This is a genomic window from Streptomyces sp. NPDC091279 (assembly GCF_044757465.1).
Taxonomy (GTDB): Bacteria; Actinomycetota; Actinomycetes; order Streptomycetales; family Streptomycetaceae; genus Streptomyces.
The window spans coordinates 15428-36444 of record NZ_JBIVVA010000009.1; the positions used below are offsets into that span (position 1 = coordinate 15428).

A 21017-nucleotide genomic window follows, 5' to 3' on the forward strand; every position below is an offset into this window, starting at 1 on the left:
ATGACGTTTCTCCCCAAGCCACAGGGTGACACAAGCCAGTCCACCACCACCAGCATCAGGGGGCACACCTTGTCCAAGCGGAACCGTCTCGGGCGACGGTCGATCCAGCTCTACACGGGCCTCGCGCTGTACGGCGCCAGCTCCGGGCTGCTCGTCGAGGCCGGGCTCGGCCTGGAGCCCTGGAACGTGCTCCACCAGGGCCTCGCCGCACGCACCGGCCTGACCATCGGCGTCGTCTCCATCGTCGTCGGCGCCGCCGTACTGCTCCTGTGGATTCCACTGCGCCAGCGCCCGGGCCTGGGCACGGTCTCCAACGTCTTCGTGGTCGGCCTCGCCATGGACGGCACCCTCGCCCTCGTCCCCGACACCCGCGCCCTGGCCGTCCGCATCCCGCTGATGCTGGCCGGCGTCGTCCTCAACGGCCTCGCCACCGGCCTCTACATCAGCGCCCGCTTCGGCGCGGGCCCCCGCGACGGCCTGATGACCGGCCTGCACCGCGCCACCGGCCGCTCCCTGCGGCTGCTGCGCACGGCGATCGAACTGACCGTCGTGGCCGGCGGGTTCGCCCTCGGCGGCACCGTCGGCATCGGCACCGTCCTGTACGCGCTGGCGATCGGCCCGCTCGCCCAGTTCTTCCTGCGGATGTTCGACGCCACCCCGGCACCCGAGCGCGGCACGATCGTTGCCGCCGGGTCACCGCGGGGCGCGATACTGCCCCGGTGAGCACCCGGACACCCCATCCCTACCTCGACCATCCCGGCCCGATCCCCTTCGCCCACCGGGGCGGGGACGCGGACGGCCTGGAGAACACCGTGCCGCAGTTCCGGCGGGCGGTGGCGGCCGGTTACCGGTACATCGAGACGGACGTGCACACCACGGCCGACGGCAGGCTGGTCGCCTTCCACGACGCGACCCTGGACCGGGTCACCGACGGCTCGGGCCGGATCGCGGACCTGCCCTGGCAGGACGTGCGCCACGCGCGCGTGGCGGGCCGCGAACCGCTGCCCCTGTTCGAGGAGTTGCTGGAGACCTTCCCCGAGGTGCGCTGGAACGTCGACCTCAAGGCGGAGGCCGCCCTCGCCCCGTTCCTGGAACTGGTCGCGCGCGCCGACGCCTGGGACCGGATCTGCGTGGGCTCCTTCTCCGAGGCCCGGGTCGTGCGCGCCCAGCGCCTGGCGGGACCCCGCCTGGCCACCTCCTACGGCACCCGGGGCGTGCTCGGCCTGCGGCTGCGCTCCTGGGGGCTGCCGACCGTGCCCCGCCCCTCGGCGATCGCCGCACAGGTGCCCGAGACGCAGTCCGGCGTCCCGGTGGTCGACCGGCGCTTCGTGCGCGCCGCCCACGCGCGCGGGCTCCAGGTCCACGTGTGGACGGTCAACGAACCCGAGCGCATGCACCGGCTCCTGGACCTGGGCGTCGATGGCATCATGACCGATCACATCGACACGTTGCGCGCGGTCATGGAGGAGCGGGGCGTCTGGGTCTGAGGGCCCGGGCGGGCCGTCCGGGCGCGCACGGCAGCTGCGGCGGGAAAGCGGGGGCGCGGGTGGGCGGGAAGCCTGAGACACGGGTGGGGGTCGAGCCGGGACAACCGGCGGCCGAGGCCTCGGACCGGCGGCGCGAGCAGCGCGGCTGGTACTTCTACGACTGGGCCTGCTCCGTCTACTCGACGAGCGTGCTGACCGTCTTCCTCGGCCCCTATCTGACCTCGGTCGCCGAGTCGGCGGCGGACGCGGACGGGTTCGTCCATCCGTTCGGGATACCGGTGCGCGCGGGGTCGTTCTTCGCCTACTCGGTGTCCCTGTCGGTGATCGTCGCCGTGGTGGTGATGCCCCTGGTGGGCGCGGCCGCCGACCGCACCGGCCGCAAGAAGCCGCTCCTCGCGGCCGCCGCCTACACCGGCGCGACGGCGACCACCTGCATGTTCTTCCTGGACGGCGACCGCTATCTGCTGGGCGGCGCCCTGCTGATCATCGCCAACGGGGCGCAGTCGGTCGGCATGATGCTCTACAACTCCTACCTCCCGCAGATCGCCCCGCCCGAGGAGCGCGACGCCGTCTCCTCCCGGGGCTGGGCCTTCGGCTACGCGGCGGGCTCCCTGGTGCTGGTCGGGAATCTGGTGCTCTACCTGGCCCACGACCGCTTCGGCGTCTCCGAGACCACCGCGGTGCGCGTCTGCCTGGCCACGGCGGGCCTGTGGTGGGGCGCCTTCACGCTGATCCCGCTGAGCCGCCTGCGCGATCGCGCCGCCACCCGCGAGGGGCCGACGGCCCCGGGCCTGCGGCAGCTCGCGGCGACCGTCCGCGACATGCGCCGCCACCCGCTGACGCTCTCCTTCCTGCTGGCGTACCTCGTCTACAACGACGGCATCCAGACGGTGATCTCCCAGGCCTCCCTCTACGGCTCGCAGGAGCTGGGTCTGAGTCAGTCGACGCTCATCGTGGCCGTCCTGCTGGTGCAGGTGCTGGCGGTGGCCGGCGCCCTGGCGATGGGTCGGCTGGCCCGCCTCTACGGGGCGAAGCGGACGATCCTCGGCTCGCTGGTCGCCTGGACGGTGACGCTGGCCGCCGGGTACTTCCTGCCGGCCAACGCGCCGCTGTGGTTCTTCGTCCTGGCGTCCGGCATCGGCCTGGTCCTGGGCGGCAGCCAGTCGCTCTCGCGCTCTCTGTTCTCTCATCTGGTCCCGCCCGGAAAAGAGGCCGAGTACTTCTCGGCGTACGAGATGAGCGACCGGGGCATGAGCTGGCTTGGTCCTCTTCTGTTCGGGATCACCTACCAGCTCACGGGGAGCTATCGCGACGCGATCATCTCCCTGGTGGCGTTCTTCGCGATCGGGTTCGTGCTGCTCGCACGGGTGCCGGTGCGACGGGCGATCGGCGACGCGGGGAATCCCGTTCCCGAGAGGATTTAGCGTTCGAGGCCAAAGGGCGGTAGTGTACGCGTTTGGCCTGCCAGGCGGACCGTTACTGCGCGTCAAAGATGCCGAAACGGTGGGTCACATCTACCAGTAGATGTGACAAACCGGGCGCGGGCGGGTACAACAAGGGCGGTTACGACGGCGACGCATGACCCGGAACGGGAATCTTTACCGCCGACCGGACGTTGAACGGATGACGACGACAGCGACACCTGTCCTGTGGGCGACAAGCCCGGGAGGCACGATTCATGAGTGAGCGAGCTCTTCGCGGCACGCGCCTCGTGGTGACCAGCTACGAGACGGACCGCGGCATCGACCTGGCCCCGCGCCAGGCCGTGGAGTACGCATGCGAGAAGGGACATCGCTTTGAGATGCCCTTCTCGGTCGAGGCGGAGATTCCGCCGGAGTGGGAGTGCAAGGTCTGCGGGGCCCAGGCACTCCTCGTTGACGGCGACGGCCCAGAGGAAAAGAAGGCCAAGCCCGCGCGTACACATTGGGACATGCTGATGGAGCGGCGCACCCGCGAGGAACTCGAAGAGGTCCTTGAGGAGCGTCTGGCGGTTCTCCGCTCCGGCGCGATGAACATCGCTGTTCATCCGCGTGACAGCCGCAAGTCTGCGTAGTCCCTGCACCAGGGCCCGACGCACGACACGCACGCACAACAAGACTGCGGGCGCCTACGTGATTCCACGTAGGCGCCCGCAGTCGTCTCTTCGATCCCTGTCACGCCGTTCGAACGACGTGACAGGCGCCGTCAGCGGTTCAGCGGCGGGCGCGGGCCCTCGGGGGTGTCGCCGCCCGGCTCGTCCCTGACGACCTCGCCCTGCACGACCTTGCCGTCGGGGCGGTGCATCCGGGCCTGCTGGAAGGCGTCGCCCACGGTGCCCGGGGCGGCGGCGCGCAGCTTCTTCTCCACGGTGCGCTCGGCGAACCGGCCAAGGGCCTGCTGCACCGACGGGATCAGCAGGAGCAGCCCCGCCACGTCCGAGAGCAGGCCGGGGATCATCAGGAGCAGCCCGCCGAGCATCATCAGCCCGCTGCCGCCGCCGCTGGAGGGGGCGGCGCCGTTCTGGAGGGCTTCGTTCAGGTTCTTGAAGGCCCGGCGGCCCGCCTTCTTGATGACCCCCGCGCCGACCACGAACCCGGCGAGCAGCAGCAGGAACACCACGAACCCGCTGGAGGCGCCCGCGACCACGGTCAGCAGCCAGATCTCCAGCACCAGCCAGGCCGCGACGCCCAGCGGCAGGAACGTTCGCAGCCGGGAGCGCCGGGCGGGAGCAGGATAGGCGGGGGTCGGTGTACCAGTCGTCATGCGTCCAGTGTGCCTGGGTAAAGCTCAGTGCGGCATAAGAGGACGATCAACCGTGGCTGTGAGAGTGGGCCCCCCGGCCGCCTACGCCTCCGGGCGGGCCTGCGGGTTCTTCGGCCGCGTCACCCGTCCGGTGACCTTGCCGACCCGCTCCCCCACGCCCCACGCCGTGACCCGCCACAGCGCCTCGACGAGGATGTCCCGGCTCATCTTGGAGTCGCCCAGCTCGCGCTCGACGAAGGTGATGGGGACCTCGACGACGTGGTAACCGGCCCGCACCGCGCGGCGGGCCAGGTCGACCTGGAAGCAGTAGCCCTGCGAGGAGACCTCGTCGAGGCCGAGGCCCTCCAGGGTCTCCCGGCGGAAGGCCCGGTAGCCGCCGGTGATGTCGCGCAGCGGGAGATCCAGGGCGAGGCGGGAGTAGAGACTGCCGCCCCGGGAGATGACCTCACGGCTCCTGGGCCAGTTGACCACCCGGCCGCCGGGCACCCAGCGCGAGCCGAGGACCAGGTCGGCGCCCTTGAGGGCGGTCAGCAGGCGGGGCAGCTCCTCGGGCTGGTGGGAGCCGTCGGCGTCCATCTCGATCAGGACGCCGTAGCCGTGCTCCAGGCCCCAGCGGAAGCCCGCGAGGTAGGCGGCGCCGAGCCCTTCCTTGCCCTTGCGGTGCAGCACCTGGACGTGGTCGTCCGTGGCGGCCAGCTCGTCGGCGAGCTTGCCGGTGCCGTCGGGGCTGTTGTCGTCAGCCACCAGGACGTGGGCCGCGGGGACGGCCTCGCGGACACGGCCGACGATCGACTTGATGTTCTCGGCCTCGTTGTAGGTCGGGATGATCACCAAGGCCGTGCCGAGCGGGCCGAACTTTCTCCCCCGGTCCTGTGCCGCGAGGGTCCCGTCGCCGTCGTTCACTGCTGCCCCTTCGTGTCCGTACGCAGAGGTCCACCATAGTGGCCGCCGCCTGCGATGACGTGACAGGACGTTCGTATGGTGGTGTCGATTCCGCAAGAGCGGGGTAAGGAACACCGTTTGGGGGTTTTTGGGGTGCTGCGGATGGGGGCCCGGCGCCCTTCGGGCCGACCTGGGGCCCGCTGGCTGCGGGTCGACCGAAAGCCGTTGTCTACTGAACGCCCGGGCCCCACCCGGGTCACACCTCCCCGACCGGTAAAACGTTCCCTCGTCTCGGCGCTGGCGCTGGGCCTGGCTCCCAGTGGCGGTGCCCCGGTGCGGCACACCGTCCCTGACCCAGCGGCGCCGCGACGAGTGCGCGGACGTTTCACGGTCGGGCGTCCGGTGGTGGACCCGGCAGAACCTACCGGCCTTTCGCCTTGGCCTGTCAACAGCCGCGCAACCTGCGCAAACGTCGCCGAGGGCCAGGTCGGGGCGGAGGATGCGCAGGTCGCGCGGCGGGGCGGCGGCCACTGACCGGCGGCGCGCCACCCCGGGAGATCACTCGCTCGGCCGTACGAACACGGTCCGGCCGCCCACCACGGTGCGCAGGCAGACGGGCAGGTCGCGGCCCGGGGTGAGGTCGGGCAGGCCGGGGGTGCCGGAGCGCGGGTCGGTGGACCAGCGGGCCACCCGGTCGTCGGGCGCCTGGACCACCAGTTCGTCGGTCCGCCAGACGGCGTAGTCGGCGGGCGCGCCCGGGACCAGGACGCCCGCGTCGTCGCGGCCGACGGCGCGCCAGCCGCCCCGGGTGTGGGCGGTGAACGCGGCACGCACCGAGATCCGGTGCTCGGGCGTGTGGTGGAAGGCGGCGGCGCGGACGGTGCCCCACGGGTCGAGGGGGGTGACCGGGCTGTCGGAGCCGAGGGCGAGCGGGACACCGGCCCGCAGCAGGGCGGCGAAGGGGTTGAGGGCGCGGGCCCGGTCGGCGCCGAGGCGGTCCGCGTACATGCCGTCCGTGCCGCCCCACAGGGCGTCGAAGGCGGGCTGCACGGAGGCGGTCAGGCCGAGTTCGGCGAAGGCGGCGATCGACTCGGGGGTGAGCAGCTCGGCGTGTTCGACGCGGTGCCGGGCGGCCCGCACGCGCGCGAGGCCGGCCTTCTCGGCGGCGGCCCGCACCCCGTCGACGACGGCGGTGACGGCGGCGTCGCCGATGGCGTGGAAGCCCGCCTGGATGCCGGCCTCGGTGCAGGCGACGACGTGGGCGGCGACGGCGTCGGCGTCCAGGTAGGCGGTGCCGGTGTGGTCGGCGTCGGCGTAGGGCTGGTGGAGGCAGGCGGTGTGGGAGCCGAGGGCGCCGTCCACGAAGAGGTCGCCCGCGGCGCCCGCAGCGCCCAGTTCGCGTGCCTTGTCGATGTCCTGTTCGGCCCAGTAGCCGACGACCCGGGGTCCGCCTCCGGTGGCGGCGAGCCGCAGCAGGCCGGTGAAGTCGTCCTCGTCGGAGATGCCGGGCCCGCCGCACTCGTGGAGCGAACCGATGCCGAGGGAGGCCGCGCGGTCGAGGGCGGCGCGCTGGGCCTCGGTGCGCTGGGCCGGGGTGACGGCGGCGAGGGCGGCGGCGCGCACGGTGTGGTGGGCGTCGCGGGTGAGCGGCCCGTCGACGGCGCCGATCCCGGGCGTGAGGTCCAGCAGGGCGGTGCTGACGACGGCCGAGTGGACGTCGATGCGGCTGAGGTAGAGCGGGCGGCCGCCGGCGGCGTCGTCGAGTTCGGCGCGGGTCGGGGGGCGGCCGTCGGGCCAGCGGGCGGCGTCCCAGCCGTGGCCGAGCAGGACCCGGTCGTGCGGGCGGGCCCGTGCGAAGTCCCGGACCAGGTCGAGGGCCGCGGCGAGCGAGGGCGCGGTGGACAGGTCGAGGCCGGTGAGGGCGAGGCCGGTGGCGGTGGCGTGCACATGGGCGTCGGTGAAGGCCGGGGTGACCAGGGCGCCGTCCAGGTCGACGACGTCGTCGACACCGTCCGCGAAGGCGTCGGCGGCGCCCTCGGAGCCGACCCAGGCGACCTGGCCGTGTTCGACGACCATGGCGGTCGCGAACGGGTCGGCGGGGCTGTGGACCTCGCCTCGGCGGAGCAGGACGGTGCGGGGCGGGGCGGTGCGCTCGTTCATGGGGAACAGTCTCGCGCCTCGGCGGCACCGCCCGGCACACCGGTGCGTCAGATCCGGGGCGGCCGGGCCTCGTACGGGGTCGACAGGACGACGGTGGTGCGGGTGGAGACGCCGGCCTGGGTGCGGACCCGGGCGAGGAGTTCCTCCAGTTCGTGCGGGGTGGCCACGCGCACCTTGAGGATGTAGTTCTCGTCGCCCGCGACGCTGTGGCAGGCCTCGATCTCGGGGACGTCGGCCAGCCGGTCCGCGATGTCGTCGGGGGCGCTGGGGTCGAACGGCTTCACCGAGATGAACGCGGTCATCGGCAGCCCCACCGCCTCGGGGTCGACGACGGCCGCGTAGCCGCGGATGACGCCACGCTGCTCCAGCCGCCGCACCCGCTGGTGCACGGCCGACGTGGACAGGCCCGTGGCCTTGCCCAGGTCGGTGTAGCTCATCCGCCCGTCCTTGACGAGCAGCTGCACGATCTGTCGGTCCAGCTCCTCCATGGCGCAAGAACCTACCGTGCGGCAGATCGCCGGGATACCCGAGCGGTGCGGGTCATACCCGGTTCGTGATGTGGCGGGGAGGGACCGGTGGGACTCCTGGGGGACAAAACGGCCGGGCCGGGCACCCGGGACCTTCATGTGACGAACACCACAGGCCCCGGGGCGTCTCCGTGATGCCCTCGCGATTACCCCGGAGACGGGACGGGAAGTGCTTGCTGTGGTCGGGGCCGCAGCGCCTTCCGGCCCAGCCCGAGGGGGAGAATCCCATGCAGAGCCTCAAGCGCCCTGGTCGCAGCACGTCCAAGCGGCTCAAGCCGGTCGTCGACATCGAGCCGGAAGGCATCGATCCGAACGACGCCGAGCCGTACGACGATGACGAGCTGGACACGTACGACACGTTGGAGATGTACCGGGTGATCTGCCCGGACTGCGCGCAGTCGATCGCGCTGCTGGCGGACGAGAAGGTGCTGCCGGAGCACGCGCTGTGCGCCTCGCCGTGGAACCCGTTCGGGCTCACGGTCTGCGCGGGGACGGGGCGCCGGGCGTCCGACGCCCGCGGCGCGGACGCCTCGGCGAAGCCCCAGGAGCAGGACACCGCCCTGCTGTTGACGCTCCCCCAGGGGCTCGACTGGCGCACGCAGCCCTTCTCGCACGTCGGCGGTCCCAGCTCGCGCCCGATGCGCGTACCGGTGATGCGCCGCGAGGCCGCCTGACCGCTCCCGTCAACGCCGCCGGCCACCCTCGGCGTTGCGGAGCCCGACGAGCAACCGCCCCGCGCCCGGGGCCAGTTGGCCGCGCACCCGGCACGCGTCTCCCACCAGCACCGTCAACGGCGGTGAGGGCGCGCCCGGTTCAGGGCGCCGGAGGCCGGTCCGGTCGGCATGTTCCCGTCTTCCCGGCACCCGGCACGCTCACCCGTGTTCCCGTCCGGCCTGCCCGTGACGCCGTCCGCCGTGACGGTGCGGTCGGTGGCCGAGCATGCCCAGGCGCCTTCTGCCTGGCGGGAGTTGGCGCGCGCGTCGAGGCCGTGGCACCCCGGCCCGGAGGGGGCCGGGTCGCGGCGCCACGGGTGAACTGCCGTCGGTTCAGCGGGACTCGGGGCCCAGCAGGTGGCGTCCGATGACCAGGCGCTGGATCTGGTTGGTGCCCTCGACGATCTGAAGGACCTTCGCCTCGCGCATATACCGCTCGACCGGGAAGTCGGCGGTGTAGCCGTAGCCGCCGAGGATCTGGACGGCGTCGGTGGTGACCTTCATCGCGGCGTCCGTGCAGTGCAGTTTCGCCATGGCCGCCTGTTTGGAGAACGGGCGGCCCGCGTCGCGCAGTCGGGCCGCCGCGAGATAGAGGGCGCGGCCCGCCTCGATCTGCGTCGCCATGTCGGCGATCAGGAAGCGCAGGCCCTGGAAGTCGCCGATGGGACGCCCGAACTGCTGCCGTCCGGCGGCGTAGGCGACCGCCTCGTCCAGGGCCGCCTGGGCGAGCCCGATGGCACAGGCCGCTATGCCGAGCCGCCCGGCGTCGAGGGAGGAGAGGGCGATCGTGAAGCCCTGGCCCTCCTCGCCGAGCCGCCGGTCGTCGCCGACGCGTACGCCGTCGAAGTGGATCTGGGCGGTCGGGGAGCCCTTCATGCCCATCTTCTTCTCGGGTGCGGCGGCGCTGAGGCCCTCCGCGTCGCCCGGCACCAGGAAGGCGGTGATGCCGCGTGGGCCGTCGGCTCCGGTGCGGGCCATGACCGTGTAGAAGTCGGCGATGCCGCCGTGCGTGATCCAGGACTTGGTGCCGTCGATGACCCAACTGTCGCCGTCCCGCACGGCCTTGGTGCGCAGCGAGGCCGCGTCGGAGCCGGCGGCGGGCTCGGAGAGGCAGTAGGCGCCGAGCAGGCCGCCGCCGAGCATCGCGGGCAGGTGCGCGGCCTGCTGCTCCTTGGTGCCGAAGCGGGCGAGCCCGTAGGCGGCGAGGGTGTGGACGCTGACCCCGAGGCCGACGGTGAGGCGGGCGGTGGCCAGCTCTTCGAGGACCTGGAGGTAGACCTCGTAGGGCTGTTCACCGCCGCCGTACTCGGTGTCGTAGGGGAGGCCGAGCAGGCCGGAGTCCGAGAGCAGGGTGAAGACTTCGCGGGGGAAGCGGCTCGCGTCCTCCTCCTCGGCCGCCTTCGGGGCGATCTCGCGCTGTGCGATGTCACGCACGAGCGAGAGCAGCTCCCGGGCTTCGTCGGTGGGCAGTTGACGGTCCACCGGCTGCGGGGCGCGGTCGGGCATGCGACAGATCCTCCCTGTTGGGACACATCGGCGGACGGGCGCGTCACGAGGGAGCGCCGCCGCCGGGACTCACGGGTGCACCGGCCAGCACGGGATTCCGGGTCGCAGAAGCTGCTGACCAGCGACTGTGCGCTGTGAGTATGCCCGACCTGAGACCCTGGGTCACCGGTTAACGGCCGCTCACTGGAAGAAGTTCCCGAATGTGCTGACGGCACCCTGGCCAGGAAGAGGGGCGCGCGGAGCGAACGGTTCCGTCGAAAGGGAACGGTCCGTCAGAAGTCGCGGCGGGCGGGGCTCGGGGCCGGGAAGGCGGGGTCGATCTCCTCGATGACGCGCATGGTGCCGCCGAGCGTCTTGACCAGCAGTTCGCGCATGGCGTCGCGGGTCATCCGGGGGCGGTCGATCCAGTCGATGGTGGCGCCCTCCACGCCGCACACCCAGGCGAACAGGCCCGTGCGGACCATCGGCGTGATGTCGCTGCGGCCGTAGGTGCCCTCGGCGATGGTCGTGACGATCGCCTCGCGCACGCCGTCCCGGATGGCGTGCACCTCGGCGTCGAAGCCGACGCCGCCGCTGACGATGGTGCGGTAGGCGGCCTGGTTGTGCTCGGCGTAGCGGAGGTAGCCGTCGATGGTGCGGTGCACGCGGTCCACGGCCGGGAGTTCGGCTCCGCTGGCGGCGAAGGTGACGAGGTCGGCGACGGAGTCGTGGACGATCGCCAGGTAGTAGCCGCGCTTGGACTGGAAGTAGTAGTAGATCAGCCCCTTGGCGACCTGCGCCTGACGCGCGATGTCGTCCATCGAGAGCGCGTCGTAGGAGGTGTCGGCGAACAACTTCCGCCCGATGGTGATGAGTTCGGCACGGCGGGCCGTGGAGCGTTCGGTTCCGCGCGCCCGGGGGCGGGCGGCGTCGCTCTCTTGACTGATCTTCAACTCGGACCTGGTCTCGGGCGGGCGGCGGCGGGCCATCCGCAGTATGCCAGGTCGACTGTGCGCCAGGTCACCGTGGCCACGAGGGCACGGCGCGGGCGGCCGTTACAGGAGCCCGAGTTGGGTCACGAGCATCGCGACGACCACGACGAGCACCCAGCCCATGGCGTGCTCGAAGATCGTCGGCCCGTCCTCCTGGGGGCCGCCGGTGCGGGTGCGGGCGGTGGTGGCTGAATGTGCGCTCATGACCTCTCGCCAAGATAGGGATGTACCGGGTGGAATCCCCCCACCGATCCGTCCACCATGCCATCGATCGGGCCCGCTATGGCCGAGACCTTGCTCACAGGACATGCGGAGGCCCCCGGTCCGGCACACCCCGGGGGCCTTTGTCGGCAACGGCGGTCAGCGCACCCCCACCGCCGCGAGCGCCCGGCGCTGCTCGGCCGTGAGGTGGGCCGGGAAGTAGAGGTAGCAGACCCCTCCGGTGCCGGAGACGACGGTGCCGGCGGCGTTGTGGCGCTTGGTCCTGAGCCAGATATTTTCAAACTCGCGCCGGTTGTAGACCCGCCGCACCGCCTCGTCGCTGGCCGAGAACGGGTCGTTGGCGATCACGTCACCGGCCGCCGTGAAGCCGATCACCGTCATCAGGTGCCCGGCGGTGCCGTAGCCCGCGCCGGTCAGCTCCGTCTTCAGGAAGGACTGGGACGTTATGGCCGGGATACCGGCCGCGATCAGGGTCTCCAGGTCGGTGAGCGAGCCGAGCCGGGTGACCACGCCCTGGAGGTCCTTGAAGGTGGCCGCGTAGGCCGCGTTGAACGGCCAGTTGCCGCACCCCTCGTACTGGTAGTCGAAGGTGTAACGGGCGGCATGGCAGATCTGTGGGTCGGCGTACGAGGGGTCCACCCAGGACAGTTGCGCGGGGGTGAGCCGGCCGCCCCAGTACTCGATGATCATCTGCGAGGAGGTGGGGCTGCACCAGGCCTCACCGCCGTTGTCGTACTGCGGGTACTGGCCCGTGTGGATCTCCTGCGAGTAGCGCGGGACGGTCAGTTCGCGGTCGAGGCCGGGGGTGGAGGCGGGGACGGTGAAGCGGTCAGGGACGTCCGAGCCCATCGCGCCGACCCGCCAGACGGTCGGGGTGCGCCGGGTGCCGGGCTTGCGGTAGAGGGTCAGCCGCAGCCGGTAGGCGGACAGCCGCAGGCCGGTCGCGGCGTCGTTGATCGCGAAGGTGTCGGTGGAGATGCTGCTGCGGCCGTCGGTCTGGCCGTCGACCGAGGTGCGGCGGATGTCCTGGTCGCCGGCGGCCCAGCGGCCCATGACGTACCAGGGGGCGTCCGTGCCGTCGGAGTAGGTGCCCTTCAGTTCGACCTGGAGCCAGGTGGAGGCCGGGGTGTGCGCGTTCCAGGACGCGATCACCTCGGTGGCCGGTACGGCGAGCCGGTGGAGGGGGCCGGTCCAGGTCGCGTACTCCCAGGTGGCGGTGGTGCCGGTGTGCGGGTCGCGGTAGTCGGTGCGTCCTGCCGGGGTGGCGATGACGATGCCGGGGCGGGCGCCGTCGACGGCACGGACGCCGTGGGCGGTGCCGTCCCGCCAGTCCTGGAACGTGGTCCAGGACCGGTGGTCGACCTGGCGGGCGGCGGTCGGGCCGACGTCGGCCGCGGCCGGGTCGGCGTTCTGTCCTGTGCGGTCCGAGGCGAGGGCCGGTGCCGCGCCGCCTGCCACCGCCGCGACGACGACCGCGGCGGACAGGACGGTTCTGCGGGAGGGCTGTTCGGCTCTGGTCATGGGCGGGAAGACCCCCAAGTGTCCGAGTCGGGGCGGGGCCGTGCGCACGGCTCGCGCCGCCGCACGGTGGTGCGCCAACTATGGCCGGGGCCGGAGCGCGCCACCAGCACTTCCGGGTATGCCGCGCCCACCAATATGGGTCTCGACCAGTGACATGACCTGCGACGGGGCAGGTCACGGGGCGTACGCCGGGCCGTTCGGCGGCCACTCTTCCGTGGGGATGGGTGTCAGCCGGACACTGTTGGGCCGGGCTCAGCCGGACATCCGTGGGGCGGGCTCAGACGTACATCCGTGGGGCCGGGCTCAGCCGGACATTAGAATCTTCCCGTCACATTGCGCCCACCCGAGGGACCCCTCATCCACCGCCTCGCCGCCCGCCTGCGCCACCTCCCGCCGTCCTGCGGCCCGGTCCGCCTGGTCGGCGTCGACGGGCACGCCGGTTCCGGAAAGACCACGTTCGCCGGGGAGTTGGCGCACCTCCTGGGGGACGCGCCGGTCCTGCACCTCGACGACATCGCCAGCCACGACGAGCTGTTCGCGTGGACCGGCCGCCTGCTCACCCAGGTGATCGAGCCGCTGGGCCGAGGCGCAACGGCCCACTACGCCCCCTACGACTGGCAGACCCGCGCCTTCGGGCCGCCCAGGGCGCTGCCGCCCGCGCCCGTGGTCCTCGTCGAGGGCGTCGGCGCCGGTCGGCGTGGGCTGCGGCCGTATCTGGCCCACCTGTTGTGGATGGAGCTGCCGCGCGAGGAGTCCTGGACGCGGGGGCGGCTGCGGGACGGGCAGGAGCAACGGGCGTTCTGGTCCACGTGGGTCGAAGCGGAACGGCGACACTTCGCCGAAGACCCGTCCCGCCCGTTCGCGGACATCCTGGTACGGCAGGGCAGGGCGGGGTACGCGATACGGGTGGGACCCGTGAACACGGTTGGACCGGACCAGAAGTTCACTCAGGGTGACGACCCATCCGCAATGTGCTGAACTTGTGAAGGCGGCTACCCCTGAACCGGGCCGAGAGCCCCAACTCGGCTTGACCCAGGGGCCGTACAGGTCTTACGTTCTCAATGTGCGGCCCTGCGGGGCCGCCCGCACAGACACGAAGCCCCCGGTTGTTCCCCCGTGATCGGGGGCTTCGTTCTGTCCTCAGCCGCTTTTCGGCCGCCGAGTGGCGTGTTTTGCTCACCCTCGGTCACCGTCCGAAGTGCGCCCCATCCGCTCCCACCTCGCCGAACGGCCTGTGCGGCACCCTTCGGCGAGCGACACCGGCGCGGGTACGATGCCCTCGGTGCGACCTACCGACTGCTTCTCGCACCGCAACTCCGTTCCGCGGCACGGCGGTTCGATCAAGCGGTCCGACGGGCGCGAGCCTCCGGGCCAACCGGCGGGGGCACGGTTTGTGGGGGACGTGATGGACTTCGGCACGCGGGGCCCCGAGGCACCGGCCGATCTCGCCTGGCTGCGCGGCGTGGACGCCTACACGATGGGCGCCTATCCGCAGGCGGAGGAGGAGTTCCGGACGGCGGTCCGGACCGATCCCGGGATGGCGGACGCCTGGCTGGGGCTGCACGCGCTGCGCGTCGACACGACGACCGCGCTGCTGCGGATGTTCCGGCACCGGGACCGCTTCGGCGAACAGCGCGCCCGGCACCGACGCTCCCTCAACTCCTGGTACTGGCTGGGCTGGTGGGTGCAGCCGGTGCTGGAGAGCCCGCGCGATCTGCTGCTCGCGCACGCCTCGCACTGGCTGGACGGCCGTCATGTCCCCGAGCTGGACCGGGCGTTGGCCGGGCTGCCGCCGGTGGACACCGATCACCAGGTCCGGTTCCTGCACGCCTGCCGCGCCTATCTCGTCAAGGACTGGGACCAACTCGTCCGCAACACCGACCCGTTGATCGATGACAGCCTGCTCGGCATCGAAGCGGGACTGTTCGGCGGCATGGCCCGGGTCCGCCTGGAGATGTTCGGGCAGGCCGAGCCGCTGCTGTCGGCCGCGCTGATGCGGTGCCGCAGTGAGCAGCCGCAGCGCAAGGAGCTGCGCTACTGGCTCGCCCGCGCGCACGAGGGCACCGGGCGCTCCGCCGCCGCGCTCCCCCTGTACCGGGCCGTGCACCGCGTCGACCCGGCGTTCATGGACACCTCGGCCCGGCTCACCGCGATCTCCGAGGGCGACGGCTACGACGACTCCGCCGACCTCGCGGCGATCGCCCTCTCCGGCGCGCAGGACGTGCTGGAGAGCCCCGACGGCTTCGACCCGCTCTTCGGGCCCGAGGGCCGGGACCTGCGGCTGTCCGAACCCGACCTGCCGCCGCTCGGTCCGCTGCCGACGGTGGTCGACCCCGCCGTGCGGGACCGGGGGCTGGTGACCAACGGGGCTCCGCTGCCCGCCGGGCCGACCGATCCCGAGCTGCTCGAAGAGGCGCTCACCGAGCTGGAACGCATGGTGGGACTTGAGCCCGTCAAGCGCCAGGTCAAGGCGCTGTCCGCCCAGTTGAACATGGCGCAGCTGCGGGCCGGGCAGGGGCTTCCGGTCCAGCCGCCCAAACGGCACTTCGTCTTCTCCGGCCCGTCCGGCACCGGGAAGACCACCGTCGCGCGCATCCTCGGCCGGGTCTTCTACGCCCTCGGGCTGCTCGGCGGCGATCACCTCGTGGAGGCTCAACGGGCCGATCTGGTCGGCGAGTACCTCGGGCAGACCGCCGTCAAGGCCAACGAACTCATCGACTCCGCGATCGGCGGCGTCCTCTTCGTCGACGAGGCGTACTCGCTCTCCAACTCCGGTTACGGGAAAGGGGACGCGTACGGCGACGAGGCGTTGCAGGTGCTGCTGAAGCGGGCCGAGGACAATCGGGATCACCTCGTCGTGATCCTCGCCGGGTATCCCGAGGGGATGGATCGGCTGCTCGCCGCGAACCCCGGGTTGTCCTCGCGGTTCACCACGCGGGTGGACTTTCCGTCGTACCGGCCGCTCGAACTCACCTCCATCGGGGAGGTGTTGGCGACGGAGAACGGGGACGTGTGGGATGAGGAAGCCCTCGACGAGCTGCGCTCCATCGCCGGGCATGTGGTCGATCAGGGGTGGATCGACGAGTTGGGGAACGGGCGGTTCCTGCGCACGCTGTACGAGAAGAGCTGTGCGTATCGGGATCTGCGGTTGTCCACGTATCCCGGGGTGTTGACCCGGGACGACCTCTCCACCTTGCGGTTGCCTGATCTGATGCAGGCGTACGGGGAAGTCCTCTCCGGCCGGGGGCCCGCGGGCATGTGACGGAGGCACCCGCGAGGGCCTGCCGGCGTTGCGGGGGCGCCGACGCGATGTCGCGTTTACCCCTCTCGCCCCGTGCCGCGGAGCCGCAGGTCGGTGCGGCTCCGCGGGCCTTCGAGGGGTCGGGGTGTCAGCTGGGGACCGGGCTCGGGAGGGGGGTGGGTTCTGAGGGGCGTTGGGAGGGTGGGGTGGGGTGGTGGGCCGGGTCGGTCACCTCTCCCACCAGGAGTTCCAGGACGTCTTCCAGAGCGACGAGGCCCAGGACCTTTCCTGTCGCGTCCGCCACCTGGGCCAGGTGGGTGGCCGCTCGCTGCATGACGGACAGCGCGTCGTCCAGGGGGAGTTCGGAGCGGAGGGTGGTCATGGGACGCCACAGGTGCGGCGGGACCGCGCGGTCGGAGTCCTCCAGGTCGAGGACGTCCTTCACATGCAGGTAGCCCATGAAGACGCCGTTGTCCGCGGCGATCGGGAACCGGGAGAAACCCGTACGGGCGGTCAGTTCCACGATCCGGCCCGGGGTGACCGCCGGGCTCACGGTGATGAGGGAGTCGCTGGTGAGCAGGACGTCCGTGACCGGGTGGTCGCCCAGTTCGAGGGCGTCCTCCAGGCGCTCCTGCTCCTCGGGGCCGAGCAGACCCGCCTGGCCGGAGTCCTCCACCAGGCGGTTGAGCTGTTCGCTGGTGAAGACGGCCTCGATCTCGTCCTTGGGCTCGACGTGGAAGAGCCGCAGGATGCCCTGGGCGCAGGCGCCGAGCGCGACGGTGATCGGACGGCAGACGCGGGCGAAGGCGACCAGGCCGGGGCTGAGCCACAGCGCGGCCTTCTCCGGGGCGGCCATCGCGAGGTTCTTCGGGACCATCTCGCCGATGACGAGGTGGAAGAAGATGACCGCGACGAGGGCCAGGACATAGCCGAGGGGGTGGATCAGACCCTCGGGCAGGTGCATCCACTCGAAGACCGGTTCCAGCAACTGGGCGACCGTCGGTTCGGCGACCGCGCCCAGGGTGAGCGAGCAGACGGTGATGCCGAACTGGGCGGCGGCCATCATCTGCGGCAGCCGTTGCAGGCCGTGGAGGACCTGGCGGGACCGGGCGGTGCCGAGCGGTTCGATCTGGCTGCGGCGCACCGACACGAGCGCGAACTCGGCGCCCACGAAGAAGCCGTTGGCGAGGACGAGCAGGACGGCGAAGAGGAGTTGGAGCACGCTCATCGGGCCACCTCCGCGACCGGGGCGGTACGGACGAGGCGGACCCGCTCGGCCCGGTAGTGGCCGACCCGGCGGACGGTGAGCCGCCAGCCCGGCAGCTCGGCCCGGTCCCCCGCGGCCGGAATCCGGCCGAGCAGGTCGGCGACCAGACCGGCGACGGTCTCGTACGGGCCCTCGGGCACGTCGAGGCCTATCCGCTGGAGGATGTCGACGCGGCAGCTGCCGTCGGCGTCCCAGGCGGGCCTGCCGTCCTCGGGAGCGGCGGCGGCCAGCTCGGGCACGTCCTGGTCGTCGTGCTCGTCGCGGACCTCGCCGACGATCTCCTCGACGATGTCCTCCAGGGTGACCACGCCGGCGGTGCCGCCGTACTCGTCGACGACGACCGCGATGGGCTGCTCGCTGCGCAGCCGGGCCAGCAGGGGCTGGACCGGGAGGGTCTCGGGGACCAGCAGCGCCGGGCGGGCGATCCGGCCGACGGCGGTGCGCAGCCGGTCCGGCGCCGGGACGGCGAGGGCGTCCTTGAGGTGGACCATGCCGACGATCTCGTCGATCCGCTCCCGGTAGACCGGGAACCGGGACAGACCGGTGGCGCGGGTGAGGTTGACGACGTCCTCGGCGGTCGCCGTGGACTGGAGCGCGCTGACCTTCACGCGCGGGGTCATGACGTGCTGGGCGGTCAGCTCGGCCAGCGACAGGGTCCGTACGAAGAGGTCGGCGGTGTCCTGTTCGAGGGCGCCGGCCTGGGCCGAGTGGCGGGCGAGGGAGACCAGCTCACCGGGGGTGCGGGCGGAGGCCAGCTCCTCGGTGGGCTCCACGCCCAGGGCGCGCACCAGGCGGTTGGCGACCGTGTTCAGGGCGGCGATGACCGGGCGGAAGAGCCGGGCGAAGGTGTGCTGCGGGCCGGCCACGAACCGGGCGACCTGCATGGGCTTGGACACCGCCCAGTTCTTGGGCACCAGTTCACCGATGACCATCTGCACGGCGGACGCCAGCAGCATGCCGACGACGACCGCGACGCCGGAGACCGCGCCGTCGGGGACGCCGACGGCCGCGAACGGGCCGTGCAGCAGCTCCGCCAGCGCCGGTTCGGCGAGCATGCCGACGACGAGGGAGGTGATGGTGATGCCGAGCTGGGTGCCGGAGAGCTGGAAGGACAGCTCCTTGAGCGACTCGACGACCGTGACGGCGCGCTTGTCGCCCTCGGCCGCGGCCTTCTCGGCGTCCGTCGCCTCGACGGTGACCAGGCCGAACTCGGCGGCCACGAAGAAGCCGTTGGCGAGGATCAGGAGGAACGCCGCTCCGAGGAGCAGCAGGGGGACGCTCATGATGCCGCCGCCTCGATATGTCGGGAGAGGGCGGCGCAGGTACTACAGGACGATCCGTCCATCGCTGGAGGGAGTCACTCCTCGGGTAGCAGGGAAATCCGCCGATCGCCGGAGCGAACCGGCGCACACAACGGCGGCGAAGGCGCACAGAACGCCTCCGCACACCAGATTAATCAAGACATGGGCCCTTGCGGCAGGGTGGACGACCCTGAGTCAGCCCTGATGTTCCTGAGTCAGCCCTGATGTTCCTGGGAATCCGCGGCCGAACGGGCTTCGGCGAGCGCGCGCAGGGCGCGGGCGTCCGCGATGGCCCGGGCCCGGGCGATGCCCGGCTGGATGCCGAGCACCGGCAGGCTGGTGCCGTCGCTGAGGTCGAGGAAGACCCAGGGGTCACCGGGGCGCAGGTTGACCCGGACGATCTCGGCCCAGTCCAGGCGGCGCCGGCTGGCGATGTTCACGACGGTGACACCGGCGTCGTCGGCGACGACCTTCACCCGGGCCAGCGTCGCGAGGACGCCGAAGAGCAGGGCGCCGGTGAGGATGAAGGTGAGGCGTTCACCGGGGCCGAGCTGCTCCAGGAGCAGGGCGACCGCGGTGATCACCGCGAAGATCATGAGCCCGGCGACGAGCAGCACGGCTCGGGTGCGGCCTGGCCGGAAAGTGACGGGGAGGGTCGGCAGGTCGGACATGTCTCGCGTGCCCCTCAGAGCCGGCAGGCGTGGATGGCTGTGGTGAGGATGGCGCGGGCGCCGATCTCGTACAGGTCGTCCATGATCCGCTGGGCCTCCTTGGCGGGGACCATGGCGCGGACGGCGACCCAGCCCTCGTTGTGCAGCGGGGAGACGGTCGGGGACTCCAGGCCGGGGGTGAGGGCGACGGCGTTCTCCAGCTGCTCGACCCGGCAGTCGTAGTCCATCATCACGTAGGTCCGGGCGACCAGGACGCCCTGGAGGCGGCGCAGGAACTGCTGCACCTTGGGCTCGGCGGCCTCGTCGGTGGACGCGCCGGTGCGGCGGATGACGATGGCCTCGGACTGCATGATCGGCTCGCCGAAGACCTCAAGACCGGCGTTGCGCAGGCTGGTGCCGGTCTCGACGACGTCCGCGATGACCTCGGCGACGCCCAGTTCGATCGCGGTCTCGACGGCGCCGTCGAGGTGGACGACGGAGGCGTCGATGCCGTTGTCGGCGAGGTGTCGGGCGACGATGCCCTCGTAGGAGGTGGCGACCGTCTTGCCCTTGAGGTCCTCGATGCTGCTCGCCTGGCCGGGCTTGGCGGCGAAGCGGAACGTCGAGCGGGCGAAGCCCAGCGGCAGGATGGCCTCGGCGTCGGCGCCGGAGTCGATCAGCAGGTCGCGGCCGGTGATGCCGATGTCGAGGCGGCCCGAGGAGACGTAGATCGCGATGTCGCGGGGGCGGAGGTAGAAGAACTCCACCTCGTTGACCGGGTCGACGATCCGCAGTTCCTTGGACTCCCGGCGCTGCTGGTAGCCGGCCTCATGCAGCATGTCCGCCGCAGGTCCTGACAGGGAACCCTTGTTGGGGACGGCGATGCGCAGCATGAGGTCGGCTTCCTTCGCGTGGAACGTGAATCGTGGAAAAGGGGAAAAAGGAAAAAGGGGAAAAAGGGGGCGGTGAACTGTCTGATACGGGTTTTACAGGTGGGCGTAGACGTCGTCCAGCGAGATTCCGCGGGCGACCATCATCACCTGGACGTGGTAGAGCAGCTGCGAGATCTCCTCGGCCGCCGCTTCCTTGCCCTCGTACTCCGCGGCCATCCACACTTCGGCGGCCTCTTCGACGACCTTCTTGCCGATGGCATGGACGCCCTTGCCGACCAGTTCTGCGGTGCGGGAGGTGGCGGGGTCGCCGGTGGCGGCCTTCTGCTGGAGCTCGGTGAACAGCTCCTCGAACGTCTTATTGGACATGGTGGTTCCACCCTAGCCGTTGAGCGGGAGGGGTCAGTGCCAGGGTTCGGATACCGAGCGCAGGATGGCCGCCGTCGCCACCGCCGCCGTCACGGCCTCGTGGCCCTTGTCCTCGTTCGAGCCGTCCAGGCCCGCCCGGTCGAGGGCCTGCTCCTCGGTGTCGCAGGTCAGCACACCCATGCCGACGGGGACGCCGGTGTCGACCGAGACCTGGGTGAGGCCGTGGGTCACGCCCTGGCACACGTACTCGAAGTGCGGGGTGCCGCCGCGGATCACGACGCCGAGGGCGACGATCGCGTCGTAGCCCCGGTCGGCCAACGCCTTGGCCACGACCGGGAGTTCCCAGCTGCCGGGGACCCGCAGCAGGGTCGGTTCGTCGATGCCGAGGTCGCGCAGGGCGCGCAGGGCGCCTTCGACCAGTCCGTCCATCACCTGTTCGTGCCACTGCGCCGCGATGACGGCGACCCGCAGGTCACCGACGTTGCGTACGGACAGTTCGGGTGCGCCCTTGCCGCTCACGTTCTTCTCGCTCCTCGTTGATCGGAGTTGTTGATCGGAGTTGTTAATC

21 protein-coding genes are annotated in these 21017 nt (G+C 71.6%); 7 read left to right on the top strand and 14 right to left on the bottom strand.

Annotation, left to right across the window (positions count from 1 at the left end; translation table 11 throughout):
• Window positions 1–69 precede the first annotated feature (69 nt).
• The 4 genes from ACIQOU_RS22700 (at window position 70) to ACIQOU_RS22715 (ending at window position 3540) form a co-directional block, all read left to right on the top strand.
• Entirely contained in the window at window positions 70–723 is a 654-nt protein-coding gene (locus ACIQOU_RS22700) for a YitT family protein (protein WP_401538624.1), read from the top strand.
• On the top strand, window positions 720–1487 hold the full coding sequence (locus tag ACIQOU_RS22705) for a glycerophosphodiester phosphodiesterase (RefSeq protein WP_401538625.1): 768 nt from the start codon (window positions 720–722) through the stop codon (window positions 1485–1487). Before ACIQOU_RS22700 ends, ACIQOU_RS22705 begins: the two co-directional genes overlap by 4 nt.
• Before the next feature lie 83 nt (window positions 1488–1570).
• Window positions 1571–2911: an MFS transporter gene (locus ACIQOU_RS22710; RefSeq protein WP_401538626.1), complete on the top strand. Its 1341-nt coding sequence runs from the start codon at window positions 1571–1573 to the stop codon at window positions 2909–2911.
• A 254-nt stretch (window positions 2912–3165) separates the two neighbouring features.
• The gene (locus ACIQOU_RS22715; protein ID WP_003977404.1) at window positions 3166–3540 is read left to right on the top strand and encodes an RNA polymerase-binding protein RbpA; all 375 of its coding nucleotides are present in this window, start codon (window positions 3166–3168) and stop codon (window positions 3538–3540) included.
• A gap of 131 nt (window positions 3541–3671) precedes the next feature.
• Here the strand turns inward: ACIQOU_RS22715 and fxsA are convergent, their stop codons facing one another.
• The 4 genes from fxsA to ACIQOU_RS22735 all read right to left on the bottom strand — a co-directional run bounded on the left by fxsA (window position 3672) and on the right by ACIQOU_RS22735 (window position 7759).
• Window positions 3672–4229 (bottom strand): FxsA family membrane protein, encoded by a 558-nt coding sequence (gene fxsA, locus ACIQOU_RS22720; RefSeq protein WP_401538627.1) that lies wholly within the window; start codon window positions 4227–4229, stop codon window positions 3672–3674.
• An 81-nt stretch (window positions 4230–4310) separates the two neighbouring features.
• Window positions 4311–5132 (bottom strand): polyprenol monophosphomannose synthase, encoded by an 822-nt coding sequence (locus ACIQOU_RS22725; RefSeq protein WP_401538628.1) that lies wholly within the window; start codon window positions 5130–5132, stop codon window positions 4311–4313.
• Window positions 5133–5669: 537 nt separating this feature from the next.
• Window positions 5670–7271 carry an amidohydrolase gene (locus tag ACIQOU_RS22730; protein WP_401538629.1) on the bottom strand — a complete coding sequence of 534 codons (1602 nt, stop codon included), beginning with the start codon at window positions 7269–7271 and terminating at the stop codon, window positions 5670–5672.
• A 47-nt stretch (window positions 7272–7318) separates the two neighbouring features.
• Window positions 7319–7759: an Lrp/AsnC family transcriptional regulator gene (locus tag ACIQOU_RS22735; RefSeq protein WP_401538630.1), complete on the bottom strand. Its 441-nt coding sequence runs from the start codon at window positions 7757–7759 to the stop codon at window positions 7319–7321.
• Window positions 7760–8025: 266 nt separating this feature from the next.
• On the opposite strand from ACIQOU_RS22735, the gene ACIQOU_RS22740 reads away from it, so the two are divergent.
• Complete coding sequence (locus ACIQOU_RS22740) at window positions 8026–8472, top strand: hypothetical protein (RefSeq protein WP_401538631.1); 447 nt, start codon at window positions 8026–8028, stop codon at window positions 8470–8472.
• 372 nt (window positions 8473–8844) lie between these two features.
• On the opposite strand, the gene ACIQOU_RS22745 is transcribed toward ACIQOU_RS22740, so the two are convergent.
• The 4 genes from ACIQOU_RS22745 to ACIQOU_RS22760 all read right to left on the bottom strand — a co-directional run bounded on the left by ACIQOU_RS22745 (window position 8845) and on the right by ACIQOU_RS22760 (window position 12731).
• Window positions 8845–10017, bottom strand: coding sequence for an acyl-CoA dehydrogenase family protein (locus ACIQOU_RS22745; RefSeq protein WP_401538632.1), 1173 nt, complete (start codon window positions 10015–10017; stop codon window positions 8845–8847).
• 272 nt (window positions 10018–10289) lie between these two features.
• On the bottom strand, window positions 10290–10985 hold the full coding sequence (locus ACIQOU_RS22750; RefSeq protein WP_401538633.1) for a TetR/AcrR family transcriptional regulator: 696 nt from the start codon (window positions 10983–10985) through the stop codon (window positions 10290–10292).
• A 66-nt stretch (window positions 10986–11051) separates the two neighbouring features.
• Window positions 11052–11192, bottom strand: coding sequence for an SCO1431 family membrane protein (locus ACIQOU_RS22755; RefSeq protein ID WP_401538634.1), 141 nt, complete (start codon window positions 11190–11192; stop codon window positions 11052–11054).
• 156 nt (window positions 11193–11348) lie between these two features.
• Window positions 11349–12731 carry a peptidase C39 family protein gene (locus ACIQOU_RS22760; RefSeq protein WP_401538635.1) on the bottom strand — a complete coding sequence of 461 codons (1383 nt, stop codon included), beginning with the start codon at window positions 12729–12731 and terminating at the stop codon, window positions 11349–11351.
• Between the two features lie 333 nt (window positions 12732–13064).
• Between ACIQOU_RS22760 and ACIQOU_RS22765 the strand changes: the two genes are divergently transcribed.
• Together ACIQOU_RS22765 and ACIQOU_RS22770 are read left to right on the top strand one after the other, a co-directional pair.
• Window positions 13065–13709 (top strand): uridine kinase, encoded by a 645-nt coding sequence (locus ACIQOU_RS22765; protein ID WP_401538636.1) that lies wholly within the window; start codon window positions 13065–13067, stop codon window positions 13707–13709.
• Window positions 13710–14136: 427 nt separating this feature from the next.
• Entirely contained in the window at window positions 14137–15993 is a 1857-nt protein-coding gene (locus ACIQOU_RS22770; protein WP_401539003.1) for an AAA family ATPase, read from the top strand.
• Between the two features lie 127 nt (window positions 15994–16120).
• Here ACIQOU_RS22770 and ACIQOU_RS22775 read toward each other — a convergent pair whose 3' ends face one another.
• From ACIQOU_RS22775 to ribH, 6 genes are all read right to left on the bottom strand, one after another.
• On the bottom strand, window positions 16121–17200 hold the full coding sequence (locus ACIQOU_RS22775; protein WP_401538637.1) for a hemolysin family protein: 1080 nt from the start codon (window positions 17198–17200) through the stop codon (window positions 16121–16123).
• Window positions 17197–18522, bottom strand: coding sequence for a hemolysin family protein (locus ACIQOU_RS22780; RefSeq protein WP_401538638.1), 1326 nt, complete (start codon window positions 18520–18522; stop codon window positions 17197–17199). Before ACIQOU_RS22780 ends, ACIQOU_RS22775 begins: the two co-directional genes overlap by 4 nt.
• Window positions 18523–18755: 233 nt before the next feature.
• A complete protein-coding gene (locus ACIQOU_RS22785; protein ID WP_401538639.1) occupies window positions 18756–19211 on the bottom strand; it encodes a PH domain-containing protein in 456 nt (151 codons plus the stop codon).
• A 14-nt stretch (window positions 19212–19225) separates the two neighbouring features.
• Complete coding sequence (gene hisG, locus ACIQOU_RS22790) at window positions 19226–20083, bottom strand: ATP phosphoribosyltransferase (RefSeq protein ID WP_401538640.1); 858 nt, start codon at window positions 20081–20083, stop codon at window positions 19226–19228.
• A gap of 93 nt (window positions 20084–20176) precedes the next feature.
• Window positions 20177–20449, bottom strand: a complete 273-nt coding sequence (locus tag ACIQOU_RS22795; protein WP_018534786.1) for a phosphoribosyl-ATP diphosphatase — start codon at window positions 20447–20449, stop codon at window positions 20177–20179.
• 33 nt (window positions 20450–20482) lie between these two features.
• Window positions 20483–20968 (bottom strand): 6,7-dimethyl-8-ribityllumazine synthase, encoded by a 486-nt coding sequence (gene ribH / locus ACIQOU_RS22800; protein ID WP_401538641.1) that lies wholly within the window; start codon window positions 20966–20968, stop codon window positions 20483–20485.
• Between the last annotated feature and the right edge of the window lie 49 nt (window positions 20969–21017).

Excerpts from the sequence above, each read along its gene's own strand:
- ACIQOU_RS22740 (WP_401538631.1), top strand. The coding sequence starts at position 8,026 with ATGCAGAGCCTCAAGCGCCCTGGTCGCAGCACGTCCAAGCGGCTCAAG.
- ACIQOU_RS22750 (WP_401538633.1), bottom strand. The coding sequence starts at position 10,985 with ATGGCCCGCCGCCGCCCGCCCGAGACCAGGTCCGAGTTGAAGATCAGT.
- ACIQOU_RS22795 (WP_018534786.1), bottom strand. The coding sequence starts at position 20,449 with ATGTCCAATAAGACGTTCGAGGAGCTGTTCACCGAGCTCCAGCAGAAG.
- ACIQOU_RS22730 (WP_401538629.1), bottom strand. The coding sequence starts at position 7,271 with ATGAACGAGCGCACCGCCCCGCCCCGCACCGTCCTGCTCCGCCGAGGC.
- ACIQOU_RS22755 (WP_401538634.1), bottom strand. The coding sequence starts at position 11,192 with ATGAGCGCACATTCAGCCACCACCGCCCGCACCCGCACCGGCGGCCCC.
- ACIQOU_RS22745 (WP_401538632.1), bottom strand. The coding sequence starts at position 10,017 with ATGCCCGACCGCGCCCCGCAGCCGGTGGACCGTCAACTGCCCACCGAC.
- ACIQOU_RS22775 (WP_401538637.1), bottom strand. The coding sequence starts at position 17,200 with ATGAGCGTGCTCCAACTCCTCTTCGCCGTCCTGCTCGTCCTCGCCAAC.
- ACIQOU_RS22780 (WP_401538638.1), bottom strand. The coding sequence starts at position 18,522 with ATGAGCGTCCCCCTGCTGCTCCTCGGAGCGGCGTTCCTCCTGATCCTC.
- fxsA (WP_401538627.1), bottom strand. The coding sequence starts at position 4,229 with ATGACGACTGGTACACCGACCCCCGCCTATCCTGCTCCCGCCCGGCGC.
- ACIQOU_RS22785 (WP_401538639.1), bottom strand. The coding sequence starts at position 19,211 with ATGTCCGACCTGCCGACCCTCCCCGTCACTTTCCGGCCAGGCCGCACC.
- hisG (WP_401538640.1), bottom strand. The coding sequence starts at position 20,083 with ATGCTGCGCATCGCCGTCCCCAACAAGGGTTCCCTGTCAGGACCTGCG.
- ACIQOU_RS22715 (WP_003977404.1), top strand. The coding sequence starts at position 3,166 with ATGAGTGAGCGAGCTCTTCGCGGCACGCGCCTCGTGGTGACCAGCTAC.
- ACIQOU_RS22770 (WP_401539003.1), top strand. The coding sequence starts at position 14,137 with ATGGACTTCGGCACGCGGGGCCCCGAGGCACCGGCCGATCTCGCCTGG.
- ACIQOU_RS22760 (WP_401538635.1), bottom strand. The coding sequence starts at position 12,731 with ATGACCAGAGCCGAACAGCCCTCCCGCAGAACCGTCCTGTCCGCCGCG.
- ACIQOU_RS22735 (WP_401538630.1), bottom strand. The coding sequence starts at position 7,759 with ATGGAGGAGCTGGACCGACAGATCGTGCAGCTGCTCGTCAAGGACGGG.